The sequence below is a fragment of the Histophilus somni genome (assembly GCF_014202395.1).
GTDB classification, from domain to species: domain Bacteria; phylum Pseudomonadota; class Gammaproteobacteria; order Enterobacterales; family Pasteurellaceae; genus Histophilus; species Histophilus somni.
In genome coordinates this window covers 76,676-89,462 of sequence record NZ_JACHGQ010000006.1, presented here as the reverse complement: position 1 = coordinate 89,462, position 12,787 = coordinate 76,676, and the positions used below count along the sequence as shown (strand labels likewise).

Genomic DNA, 12,787 nt, shown 5'->3' with positions numbered 1-12,787 from the left:
AAAATAAAAAATTTTAACGAAAGGCTATAAATATGAATAATGATTTTTTAGTACTCAAAAATATCACCAAATCGTTTGGTAAATCTGTAGTAATAGATAATTTAAACTTGAGCATAAAACGTGGTTCAATGGTAACTTTATTAGGACCGTCAGGTTGTGGTAAAACAACGGTATTGCGTTTAGTCGCCGGACTTGAAAGTCCAACCGAGGGAGAAATTTTTATTGATGGTGAAGATGTAACAAAATCTTCCATCCAAAATCGTGATATTTGTATCGTATTCCAGTCTTATGCACTGTTTCCGCATATGTCCATCGGCGATAACGTTGGCTATGGCTTAAAAATGCAAGGTGTGGGTTCTGATGAACGCAAACAAAGAGTAAAAGAGGCACTAGAATTAGTTGACTTGGCAGGATTTGAAGATCGCTATGTCGATCAAATTTCAGGTGGACAACAACAACGAGTAGCACTGGCAAGAGCATTAGTATTAAAGCCGAAAGTGTTATTATTTGATGAACCTCTAAGTAATTTAGATGCCAATTTACGCCGTTCAATGCGTGAAAAAATTCGTGAATTACAACAGCGTTTAAATATTACTTCTTTATATGTAACTCATGATCAAACAGAAGCTTTTGCGGTATCTGATGAAGTCATCGTGATGAATAAAGGTAAAATCATGCAAAAAGCACCGGCAAAAGAGCTTTACAAATATCCTAACTCACTATTCTTAGCAAGTTTTATGGGAGAAAGTAGTATTTTTAATGGCTATTTAGAACAAGGCAAAATTACCATTAACGACTATCAATTTGTTTTACCTGATGCGGATAAATTCGCTTTGAACGATGGAGAATGTTTAGTGGGTATTCGTCCTGAGGCAGTCAAACTAAAATCAGAAGGTCTTGCTCAACAACATTGCATCATAAAAAGTGCGGTCTATATGGGAAGTTATTGGGAAATCATAGCTAATTGGGGCGGTAAAGATTTACTAATCAATACTAACCCAGAGAATTTTTCACAAGAAATGCACGAGGCCTACGTTCATTTTAGTGAAAATGGCGTATTTTTACTAAACAAACAAGAATAAAAAGCAACTAATCTGACAGTCTCTGTTTAACAGCTGACTGTCAGATCAATTTGAACTGGAAACTCTAATAATTTCCCTGCCTATTTTGTTTCCAGTTTTGTCTGCTCGTAAACCTAGCACTTTATCCATATCTATCATCAACAATAAAACGTCCAATAAACAAAACGCTTGATACGCTCAAGAAGTGCAAAATATTCACGTCTTAACTTAACCCAAAAAGTGCGGTTGTTTTTATTCATCGTAATCTGGCTTTGCTTAGAAAAATCGGGTTTGACACAAGGCGGATTCACGCCCAATAAAGCAACATGATTTTCATAAAAACGATCCATAAAAATATCTACATTGTAGATCCACTCTTGAGAATGCTCTAAAAACTTCTGTGCTGCTTGAGGAGTAAGATAATAACCTGTCGTGTTACTATAACCGAAATAATGTTGTTCTAATTTTGTACTATCGGGTAACGTGTGAATTAATTTTGTTCTAATTTTTGAACTATTAGAGTGCGTTAACCAAAAAAATTCAAATTGATTTTCCGCAGAAAAGCAGAACTGATAAACAGCTAAAAAATTGGGCTGCAAAATAGCATCATCTTCTAATACAATAATAGGTTGTTGTAATTGAACGCATTTTTCCCATAGTAAATAATGACTTGCATAGCAACCTAATTGCCCTAAAGTTATTTCATTTCCCTTTCGCTGATAGCGTTTCTTTTGATTGTATTTAGCAAATAAAGGATGATTTGGTTGGGTGTTTCCATTTACCCCTGTAAAAAACTGATAATTTATTACGATGTCAGGATGCTGTTCTTGAAGTGCGGTAAATTGGTGGGAAATAAAATGTTTTCTTTCAGTTGCTTTTTCTAAATTTATGACAAAAATCGCTGATTGATTGATTGATTGATTGATTGATTGATTGATTGATTGATTGATTGATTGATTGATTGATTGATTGATTGATTGATTGATTGGCATTATCTAACATAATTCACAGTAAACTCAACAAAATATTGGCTATTTTAGAAATTATTTTTTATACTGTCAATTTAATTGGGTAGCAAACCACTACATTTTATATATAAAAAATGAGTAAACTATGTTTAATTATGTTATTAGTCTAAAAAGTGCGGTCGACCGACGTCAACATATCGAAAAAGAATTTAGCCAACAACATATTCCCTATACTTTTTTTGATGCTTTTCAACTTAATGAAGAAAACGAAAATATCCTTCAACACTATGTCCCAGCTTTAAGTAAAAGCAGTCTCGCAAATAAACTAAAGAGCTGTTTTATGAGTCATGTTTTATTATGGCAAAAATGTGTGGATGAAAATCTACCGTTTATTGCCATTTTTGAAGATGATATTTTTCTCAGTTCGGTCGCCAATAAATTTTTGAGTGAATATGATTGGTTAAAAGAGCGGTTCGCTTTTAATCAATATTTTATTCTCCGCTTAGAAACAATTTATATGAAATCAGAATATTGCAAGACAAAAATTCCCGACTACCAAAACCGTAAATTTAATCGGCTAATGTCTGGACATTTTGGAATGGGAGGCTATATTCTTTCTCAAGTTGCAGCTAAAAAATTATTAGCGTTATTTAAAAATACGGATATTTTCATTGAAGAAATAGATCAAATTATTTTTAAGCAATTATTAAAAGATGAACAATATCCGGTTTATCAATGTGAGCCTGCCATTATTATTCAGGATTGTATTTTAAATAAAGATAACTGCACATTAACCAGTTCTCTTGCACCCGAGAGAGAGAGAGAGAGAGAGAGAGAGAGAGAGAGAGAGAGTAAAAATAATAAAAAAGCAAAAAAGAATTTATGGCGAAGTATATCGAAGGAAATAGGGCGATTTAGAAGAGGGATATTGAAAGGTTATCGTCGTATAAAATTCTTATAATAATATCTCTGCACATAGCATATCATTGTTAGAATACGTTATTTTATTTTTAGGAAATATAATGTTTAATCATGTTATCAGTTTAAAAAGTTCAGTTGAAAGACGTCAACATATTGAAAAATATTTTGGCGAACAAAATATTCCATATTCCTTTTTTAATGCGTTTCAACCTAATGAAGAAAATGAACATATTATTCAACAATATGTCCCTTCCTTAAATAAAACCGATCTGACAATAGGAGAAAAAGGCTGTTTTATGAGCCATGTGTTATTATGGCAAAAATGTATTGATGAAAATTTACCTTTTATCGCTATTTTTGAAGATGACATTATTCTCAGTCCAGTCGCCCATCAATTTCTTGGTCAATATGATTGGTTAAAAGAGCGGTTTGATGTGAATCAGTATTTTATTCTTCGTTTAGAAACTTATTTAATGAATTCAGCATATCGCAAAACTAAAATTAAATTTTTTCAACAGCGTTGTTTTCCTCAATTAATGTCTCAACAATGGGGAACTGCAGGATATATTATTTCACAAATTGCCGCAAAAAATTTATTAGATTTATTTAAATCTCCTTATTTTTCAGTTGAGCCAATTGATGTTATTTTATTTGAATCATTATTAAAAGAAGAACAATATCCCGTTTATCAAATTTCTCCTGCAATTGTTATTCAAGATAATGTTTTAAATCAAAACAACTGCAAGTTAACCAGCGTTATTTCAGTAGAGCGTGCAGAGAGAGAGAGAGAGAGAGAGAGAGAGAGAGAGAGAGAGAGAGAGAGAGAGAGAGAGAGAGAGAGAGAGAGAGAGAGAGAGAGAGAGAGTAAAAATAATAAAAAAGCAAGAAGGAATTTATGGCGAAGTATTTCGAAGGAAATAGGACGATTTAGAAGAAGATTAAAAAGAAAATTGAATGGTTGGCGTATTGTAAAATTCTTATAGAGAGGTTAAAAATAATGAATAACTTAGTTTCTGTACTCATTTCAGCATATAATGCAGAAAAATATATAGAAGAATGTATTCGTGCAATTATGCTTCAATCTTATAATAATATTGAAGTAATTGTAGTAAATGATGGATCTACTGATAATACTCAGGAAATTTTAAATAGATTATCACATGAATACGCTAGGGGGGGGGAATTATTAGTATTACAAAATGAAACTAATTTAGGACTTATTAAATCTCTTAATAAAGGTTTAACATATTGTAATGGAAAATATGTCGCAAGAACTGATGCTGATGATATTGTTGAACCCTTTTGGATTGAAACGATTGTAGAAAAAATGGAAAGAGAACCGGATTTGCTTGCTGTTGGCGGATTTATTACTATATTGCATGATAATGATGTTCCACTTGGAAAAGTGGGAAAATATACTAAAAATAAAGATGTGTGGAAAGGCTGTTTAGAATATGAAGAAATTTTAAGAGAATTTCCATTTAAAAATCAATTTACTCATCCCACTATGGTAATCCGAAACGATGTTTTTAAGAAATATAATCTCTTTTATGATGAAAAATATCCGCATGCAGAGGATTATAAATTATGGCTAGAAATACTTAAAAGAGGAAAAATGGCAAATATCCCTCAATCATTTACTTACTATAGGGTACACCATAATCAAATATCTTCAAAATATAGTGATATACAAGAAAAATCAGCTAGAAGAATAAGAATAGAAGCAACCAACTTTCTCTTACAAAAATTAGGCATTAACTACTCTTTCCAAGAAAACTATTGTTTTAATGATTTATCTGATTTTGCCGAATTTATTTCATCTAAAAAAAATATTTTACCAGCAAGTGATTTTAAATCGCTTAATGTTGTTCTTTTCAATATGATACTAAATTTAATTTATCAAAATTGTGGCTCTATTGAATTTCTCTTATATATTTTAAAATATAAACATTTAAATTTATTACAAAAAAGAAAAATACTGAGTAAAACATTAAAATCCTTAATAAGAAGAAGAAACAAATGAACATTCTCTTTTCATGTGATGACAATTATGCAAAATATTTAGCAGTAACTATGTTAAGTATTATTCACGCTAGAGATAAAAACAATGAGTGTTATACTATTCATTTTTATTTGTTGGATATGGGTATTTCTACTGTTGCAAAGGATTATTGCATTGAACTAGCCAATAAAAACAACTGTCGTTTGGATATTACCCCTATTAATATAAGTGATTTTGAAAAATTTCCTAGAACAATAGAATATATTTCTTTATCAACCTACGCCAGGTTAAATCTAGCAAGTTATTTAAAAAAATTTAATTTAACGAAAATTATTTATTTGGATATTGACATATTGGTCAATCATAGTCTGTTGCCGTTGTGGAATACTGATTTAGGAAACAAGGCAATCGGAGCTTGTTATGATGCTTTTATTGAATCCCAAGAAAAAAGCAAAAGAATGAGCAGTCAGTCAGTCAGTCAGTCAGTCAGTCAGTCAGTCAGTCAGTCAGTCAGTCAGTCAGTCAGTCAGTCAGTCAGTCAGTCAGTCAGTCAGTCAGATTATAAAACAAAACTTCATCTACCTAATACACATTTTTATTTTAATGCCGGCGTATTATTAATTAATGTAGTTGAATGGGAAAAATGTCATGTTTTTGAAAAATCATTACAATGGATTGAATATTGTAAACGTAATAATATTGAATTTTTATATCAAGATCAGGATATTTTAAATGCTATTTTTGCGAATAATGTAAAATATTTAGACTTAAGATATAATTTTACTGCCAATGCGTTAAATAGACTAAAAAGGGTAAGTAAAAAAGAACGGAATCAATATGAAGAAGCGACTATGCCTCTTGCTATTATTCATTATGTTGGTCCAAAAAAATCATGGCATGAAAAATGTTCAATGCTAAAAGCGAATTTATTTTGTCATTTATTCCAGCAACTTGAAAATCCACCAAAAGAATGGAAAGTTGAAAACGTACCGTTTATACGTAAGTTAAAGCGTTTTGCTAAAGATCTTAGACACAAAATAATCTATAAGATTTATTAAATCTTGATTTTCCCTACGTCTAATCCCCCTAAAGAAGAGGAATTCACGCTAGGAACAAGTAAGCTTTAAGGAATGATTTTTTAATAACATAAGTGCGGTACAAAAATAATTTATTTTAACACCGCACTTTGAGAAAAATTTCAACGAGCAGAGCTATCTAAACAGCATTCTGTTTTTTCTGACTTTTTTAAATTGGCTTATACTGAGAATAATGAAAAATAGGAAATAACATGCAAAAATAACAATAATCCATTGCACCATAGAAAATCCTAAAAAACTCCATGTAATATCACTGCAAGAACCTGAAGGCATAAATATATTAGGAAACCATTTATCCAATGGTAAGGTTTGAGGAAAATCAGGAACCATTGCACATTGATTCCAAGGGTATACGTTAAGTTGATAATCTAAGTGTTTGATTGCTAATAATAATCCTTTTACCGCACTACCTAACCCAATAAGTAAAGCTAAAATGCGTAAAACTAACCATTTTGGTGCAATACATCCAATCAATCCTGAAAACATGATACCTAAAATAGCTACACGTTCATAAATACACATCACACAAGGATTCAGCCCCATGCCATGCTGAAAATAAAGTGCGGTACTTTCTAACACTAATGCTGAAATGAACAGCAGTATCCAAGTACTACGTTTCATTGATAAATTTTTAAAAAAGATGAGCATGCCTATGATCCTTAATGTCATCAAATTAATTTCATAAAAACTCAAAACACAAAAATACAAACGCACGAGTAATATAGAATAAAACACTTATAAAGGAAAGCAAAAAACATAATTAAATGATTGTAATATAAATCGCTTTCAAGGATAATGCCCACCTAGTTATTACAGTATGTTTAACAAAAAGAGAAGTATGGATATTCTTAAAGCACAAAGTCCGGCTGCGTTAGCCGAAGAATATATTGTCAAAAGCATTTGGAATAATCATTTTCCTGCCGGCTCAGATTTACCTGCAGAACGTGAACTAGCAGACAAAATCGGTGTAACAAGAACAACATTACGTGAAGTATTACAGCGTTTGAATCGTGATGGTTGGCTAAATATTCAACATGGTAAACCAACCAAAGTAAACAATATTTGGGAAACAGCTGGCCCCAATATTTTAAAAACACTCATTCAATTATCGCCTACTCTTAAACCTACCGTCATTGCAAATGTGGTATCTTTACGTACTCGGATGGGTGAACAATTTATTCCTGAAGCAATAAAAATTAATCCTCAACAAACGTTTGAATTTTTCCAATCTTTAGATGAATTAGATGATGATGAAAAGAGTTATGCGGAATTTGACTATAACCTCTATCATCGTTTTAGCTTTATATCAGATAAGCCCGTATATACTTTGATTTTAAACAGTTTTAGAACACTTTATCATCAAGTCGCCGCACTTTTTTTTATTAATCCGCAATCACGCCAAGTTGAACTCACTTTCTATCAACAATTGAAAGAATGTTGTCGAAATGGAGATTATCAACAAGCCAGTGTTTATCTTGTGGAAAATCGTGAACGTAGTAGTGCTATTTGGAAAGGAATACTGACAAATTTACCTGAAAATTTTTGTGAAGAAGGTTAAAAGACAAAACAAGAGAGAGCAAAATGTTCTCTCTTGTTTCACAACTACTGACGATAATGCGTTAAAAATTTGGCTAATCTTCCTAAGGCGTCTTCAATTTGATTCACATAAGGCAAGGTTACAATTCTAAAATGATCCGGTTGTTGCCAGTTAAAACCACGTCCATGAACTAATAACACTTTCTCTTGACGCAATAAATCCAATACCATTTTTTCATCATCATAGATATTGAATTTTTTAGTATCAATTTTCGGAAACATATAAAGTGCTCCCATTGGCTTTGTACAACTTAACCCCGGAATTTGGTTAATCAACTCATAAGCCTTGTTCCGCTGTTCCAATAAACGCCCACCCGGCAAAATAAATTCATTGATACTTTGATACCCACCCAAAGCTGTTTGTATAGCATGTTGCATAGGATGATTGGCACATAAACGCATCGAGGCCAACATATCCAGACCTTCAATATAGCCTTTCGCTTGCTGTTTCGGTCCATTTAAAATCATCCAGCCTTGGCGAAATCCTGCTACACGATAAGATTTTGATAAGCCGTTGAAAGTAACCGTTAACAAATCCGGCGCTAATGCGGCGATATGATGATGAACAGCGTTGTCATATAAAATTTTATCGTAAATTTCATCGGCAAAAATCATCAATCCATTTTGGCGGGCCACTTCAACTATATCTAATAATAATTCTTTACTATAAACAGCTCCCGTTGGATTATTAGGATTAATAATAACAATGGCTTTTGTGCGAGAAGTAACCTTACTTTTTATATCTGCCACATCAGGAAACCAATCAGCTTGTTCATCACATAAATAATGAACCGCTTTTCCGCCGGCTAACGTTGCAGCTGCCGTCCATAATGGGTAATCAGGCATTGGGATTAACACCTCATCACCATCATTCAACAATGCTTGTAATGACATAGTAATAAGTTCAGAAACACCATTACCGATGTATACATCATTTACGGTCGCACTTAAAATATTCTTAGATTGGTAATATTGAACAATAGCTTTACGTGCAGAATATAGACCTTTTGAATCACAATATCCTTGTGCGGCAGGCAAATTACGCAAAATATCTACCAAAATCTCATCAGGAGCTTCAAAACCGAATGGTGCTGGATTACCAATATTTAATTTTAAGATCTTTTTGCCTTCTTCTTCCAAACGTAACGCCTCTTGATGTACCGGTCCACGAATATCGTAGCATACATGTTCTAACTTATCGGATTTAGGGAAAACTCGCATAGACTATCCTTTTAATAATAATGTCACTCAAAATATAGCCACACTTTACGCTTATTTTAAAAAGATGAAAAGATTTTATAAAAAAAATTTTTAAAGTGCGGTAGAATTAAGAGCTGTTTTTAACTGAATGTTTAACTTAATACGATACAAAATGGATAATTTGCACGAGATTAAGGCTGAGTTTATTCGCTTAATTAATCAATACCAATTTGACCCTAAAAACGACTTTTCCGTTCTTCGTTTGGATTTAAATGAAGAATTGAATTTACTCGGTTGGTTAAAAGCTCAACATCATTATCCGCAATTTTATCTTAATTTTCGTGATACCAATAAAAAAATCTTAGGGCTTGGAGAAGTATGTCGCTTTACGCAAGTTAAATCAGCACTAACGTTTGTGCAACAATTTAATTTATCTCTTATCGGCGGCTGTCAATTTAATGGTGAACCTCTATTTATTTTGCCACGTTTATCATTCATACAAGAACAAAAACTTGTTATTCAACTCATTATTGATAATAAAAAACCTTGGGAACAAGAAAAATATGATCTGTTGAATATTATTCATTCTTTGGAAAAACAAGTTCAATTAAACCCAATCCATCAATCAATTCAATTGATAACAACAAAAGCAAATCAAACGGAATGGTGTCTTTGGGTAGAAAAAGCATTGCATGAAATTAAGCAAAAAAATCTGACTAAAGTTGTGCTGGCAAATGAAACCGACTTTAAAACTGATAGCCCATTAAACGCTAAGGATTTCTTAGCCGAAAGTGAGAAGTACAATACAGGTTGCTATCATTTTTTGTTTGCTCAAAATAATACACAAGCATTTATAGGCTCCACGCCTGAGAGATTATATGTTCGTAAACAAAATCGCCTAATCACTGAAGCATTGGCAGGGACAGCTTTTATAACAAATGATGAACATATTAATCAGCAACAAGCTCAGTGGTTATTACAAGATCCGAAAAATATTTATGAAAACAGCTTGGTTGTAGAGGGCATTTGTCAACATCTTATACCCTATGTTGAGGAAATTACGGTGAGTGAACTGGAAATTAAGCAACTACGCCAAGTTCAACATTTAAAACGAGAAATTTCTGCCCGACTTAAAGCAGGAAATACTGATGCGGTATGTTTAAATGCAATACATCCAACCGCAGCTATTGCCGGTTTACCACAAAAAGAAGCAAAAGTGTTCTTGCAAAATACCGAAACTTTTGACCGCACTTGGTATGCAGGTGCATTGGGAATAATGACTGAAACAGAATCTGAGTTTTGTGTGACTATTCGTAGCTCATTTATTGAACAAGATTATATTCGTATATTTGCCGGTGCCGGTATTGTTGAAGGTTCTATTCCTTTATTAGAATGGCAAGAAATAGAACGTAAAGCACTAGGGCTAATATCCCTATTACAGAAAGAAACGGAGTAGAAAATATGTCAGCCAGCGTTTTTAACCGTTGTTGGTCAAAAGTGATTTTGGAAACCTTGAGCCGTCAAGGTGTTTCTCATTTTTGCATTGCACCGGGTTCACGCTCCACACCACTTACACTAGAAGCTATCCGTTTACAGGAAAATGGACGTGGCACCTGTCATGCTCATTTCGACGAAAGAGGCTTAGGATTTTTCGCATTGGGAATTGCTAAAGCGAGCAAAAAACCGGTTGCTGTAATCGTTACATCCGGTACAGCAACAGCTAATCTTTACCCTGCAATTATTGAAGCACGCCAAACAGATGTGCCATTAATTATCTTAACTGCAGATCGTCCTCCTGAATTGCTTGAGTGCGGTGCTAATCAAGCTATTTTGCAACAAAATATGTTTGCACAATACCCGATCGCCAGCATAAATCTGCCTCGTCCAAGTCAAAACTATTCTGCTCAATGGCTAATTTCAGTTTTAGATCAGGCTTGTTTCCGACAAAAGCAAGGGGGCGTTATTCATATCAATGTCCCTTTTGCTGAACCGCTCTATAATGCCAATAATGATGAAATAGATCTTCATCCTTGGCTCAGTAATATTCAATCTTGGCTAACACAAAACAAAAATTGGATTCAACATCAAGAACAACACACGGAAGTTATTACACATAAATATTGGGATCAATGGCGAACCAAAAAAGGCATAATTATTGTTGGACGCTTACCTTCCGAACAGGCAATGGGAATTGCTGAATGGGCAGACAATATGGGTTGGATAATGATTACAGACATTCAATCCCATGTTAAACCAACCCTACCTTATGCAGATATTTGGCTGGCAAACCAAACTGTCAGAAAAAAACTGTTACAAGCTGAAATCGTCATTCAATTTGGCTCAGGATTTATTGGAAAGCGAATTAATCAATTCTTAGCAGAATTTAAAGGTGAATACTGGATTATTGAAAATAATCAAAAAGCTGTTGATCCCTATCATCATGCTCATACACGTTTCAATGCTAAACCGCATCATTGGTTACGAGCCCATCCGCCAATGCGGAAAAAACCTTGGTTACTTGAGCCTTTAGCATTGGCTAAATTCTGTGCGGACTTTATCAAACAACGTGTCGGTTCAAATTTAAATGAGGCCTCATTGGCACATAATATTGAATTATTACTACCAAAATCTAATAGCGTTCTCTTTTTGGGGAACAGTTTATTTGTACGCCTTGCCGATGCACTAAGCCAACCTTCCGCCAATTATCCAATTTACACTAATCGTGGAGCAAGTGGAATTGATGGTTTGCTTGCGACTGCGGCAGGAATTGCTGTTGGTTCCGAACAAACACTGGTAGCAATGATTGGCGATACTTCCACGCTATACGACTTAAACTCTTTTGCATTATTCAAACAACTAAACCAACCGGCAATTATCTTTGTCATTAATAACAATGGTGGAGCAATCTTTGATATGCTTCCTGTTGATATCGCAGTGAAAGAAAAATATTACCGTATGTCGCACTATCTTGAGTTTTCACATATTGCGGCTATGTTCGATCTCAAATATGCTCGCCCTTATACTTGGGCTGATCTGGCTACGGTACTTAAACAAGCCTACTCACGCAGAGAAACGACCATCATCGAAATTAAAGTCAATCCGAATGACGGTAGCAATATCTATAAAGATCTTATTGACAAAATTGGTCATGCATTAATCGGTGTTTAAGAGGTATAGCGTATGATGCCGATCTTAGTTTTTTTACATGGATTACTTGGAACAAAACAAGATTGGCAATACATTATCGAAGAACTTAAAAAAAATCTACCGCACTTTTCCTCACAATCTTATCTATGTTTAGATCTGCCCTTTCATGGTGAACAAACAAACTATCACATAGAAGATTTTGAACAAAGTGCACAATATCTATCCCGACAAATTACCGCAAAAATTGCCGATAAGCCTTATATTCTCGTTGGTTACTCATTGGGGGGACGTCTTGCCTTAAATTACGCACTGCAATCTAAATATCCACAAAGTAAACTTGTTGCACTTATCTTGGAAGGTGCAAATTTAGGCGTAGAAAATGAACAACAACGCCTTGAACGCTGGCAGAATGATTTGGCTTGGGCAAAACGTTTTAGCCAAGAAACTATGTCCAAGGTTTTAAATGATTGGTATCAGCAACCTGTTTTTGCTCACCTATCTGCACGAGAGCGAAAACAATTAATTTCTCAACGAAGACATCAATCAGGTCAAAATATTGCAAAAATGCTAATCGCAACGTCACTTGCCAAACAACCATCTTTTCATCAAAAAGTGCGGTCTTTTTCTCTGCCCATTTATTATTTCTGTGGTGAAAAGGATGAAAAATTTAAGCAAATGGCACAAGAAAATCAATTAAATTTATTTTTAATTGAACGTGCCGGACACAATGCTCATTTAGAAAACCCAATTGCGTTTGCAAATAAAATAGTTGAAATAATAAACCGCACTTAAAAG

General features: G+C 33.7%; 12 protein-coding genes. 9 read left to right on the top strand and 3 right to left on the bottom strand.

The genetic code is table 11. The annotated features are described in order from the left end of the window. Window positions 1-32 precede the first annotated feature (32 nt). Window positions 33-1,082: a ferric ABC transporter ATP-binding protein gene (gene fbpC, locus HNR69_RS05390; protein ID WP_075293487.1), complete on the top strand. Its 1,050-nt coding sequence runs from the start codon at window positions 33-35 to the stop codon at window positions 1,080-1,082. A 137-nt stretch (window positions 1,083-1,219) separates the two neighbouring features. On the opposite strand, the gene HNR69_RS05385 is transcribed toward fbpC, so the two are convergent. Next, on the bottom strand, window positions 1,220-2,053 hold the full coding sequence (locus HNR69_RS05385; RefSeq protein ID WP_136122696.1) for a glycosyltransferase family 25 protein: 834 nt from the start codon (window positions 2,051-2,053) through the stop codon (window positions 1,220-1,222). A gap of 121 nt (window positions 2,054-2,174) precedes the next feature. Between HNR69_RS05385 and HNR69_RS05380 the strand changes: the two genes are divergently transcribed. The 4 genes from HNR69_RS05380 to HNR69_RS05365 all read left to right on the top strand — a co-directional run bounded on the left by HNR69_RS05380 (window position 2,175) and on the right by HNR69_RS05365 (window position 6,010). After that, entirely contained in the window at window positions 2,175-2,990 is an 816-nt protein-coding gene (locus HNR69_RS05380; protein WP_183405653.1) for a glycosyltransferase family 25 protein, read from the top strand. 61 nt (window positions 2,991-3,051) lie between these two features. Continuing rightward, a complete protein-coding gene (locus HNR69_RS05375; RefSeq protein ID WP_183405652.1) occupies window positions 3,052-3,933 on the top strand; it encodes a glycosyltransferase family 25 protein in 882 nt (293 codons plus the stop codon). Between the two features lie 14 nt (window positions 3,934-3,947). Beyond that, entirely contained in the window at window positions 3,948-4,973 is a 1,026-nt protein-coding gene (locus tag HNR69_RS05370; protein ID WP_075290652.1) for a glycosyltransferase family 2 protein, read from the top strand. Continuing rightward, complete coding sequence (locus tag HNR69_RS05365) at window positions 4,970-6,010, top strand: glycosyltransferase family 8 protein (protein WP_183405651.1); 1,041 nt, start codon at window positions 4,970-4,972, stop codon at window positions 6,008-6,010. Before HNR69_RS05370 ends, HNR69_RS05365 begins: the two co-directional genes overlap by 4 nt. Window positions 6,011-6,163: 153 nt before the next feature. Here the strand turns inward: HNR69_RS05365 and dsbB are convergent, their stop codons facing one another. Beyond that, window positions 6,164-6,697, bottom strand: coding sequence for a disulfide bond formation protein DsbB (gene dsbB / locus HNR69_RS05360; protein WP_012341776.1), 534 nt, complete (start codon window positions 6,695-6,697; stop codon window positions 6,164-6,166). 190 nt (window positions 6,698-6,887) lie between these two features. On the opposite strand from dsbB, the gene fadR reads away from it, so the two are divergent. After that, window positions 6,888-7,607, top strand: a complete 720-nt coding sequence (fadR, locus tag HNR69_RS05355) for a fatty acid metabolism transcriptional regulator FadR (RefSeq protein WP_132995453.1) — start codon at window positions 6,888-6,890, stop codon at window positions 7,605-7,607. 44 nt (window positions 7,608-7,651) lie between these two features. Here fadR and HNR69_RS05350 read toward each other — a convergent pair whose 3' ends face one another. Further along, window positions 7,652-8,866 (bottom strand): pyridoxal phosphate-dependent aminotransferase, encoded by a 1,215-nt coding sequence (locus HNR69_RS05350; protein ID WP_012341774.1) that lies wholly within the window; start codon window positions 8,864-8,866, stop codon window positions 7,652-7,654. 151 nt (window positions 8,867-9,017) lie between these two features. Here HNR69_RS05350 and HNR69_RS05345 point away from each other — a divergent pair, with 151 nt between their 5' ends. Genes HNR69_RS05345 through menH form a run of 3 tightly spaced genes read left to right on the top strand, consistent with a single transcriptional unit; the run spans window position 9,018 to window position 12,784 of the window. Then, a complete protein-coding gene (locus HNR69_RS05345; protein WP_075293492.1) occupies window positions 9,018-10,301 on the top strand; it encodes an isochorismate synthase in 1,284 nt (427 codons plus the stop codon). Between the two features lie 5 nt (window positions 10,302-10,306). After that, window positions 10,307-12,013 (top strand): 2-succinyl-5-enolpyruvyl-6-hydroxy-3-cyclohexene-1-carboxylic-acid synthase, encoded by a 1,707-nt coding sequence (menD, locus tag HNR69_RS05340; RefSeq protein ID WP_075293493.1) that lies wholly within the window; start codon window positions 10,307-10,309, stop codon window positions 12,011-12,013. Between the two features lie 12 nt (window positions 12,014-12,025). Beyond that, window positions 12,026-12,784, top strand: coding sequence for a 2-succinyl-6-hydroxy-2,4-cyclohexadiene-1-carboxylate synthase (gene menH / locus HNR69_RS05335; protein ID WP_075293494.1), 759 nt, complete (start codon window positions 12,026-12,028; stop codon window positions 12,782-12,784). Window positions 12,785-12,787 lie beyond the last annotated feature (3 nt).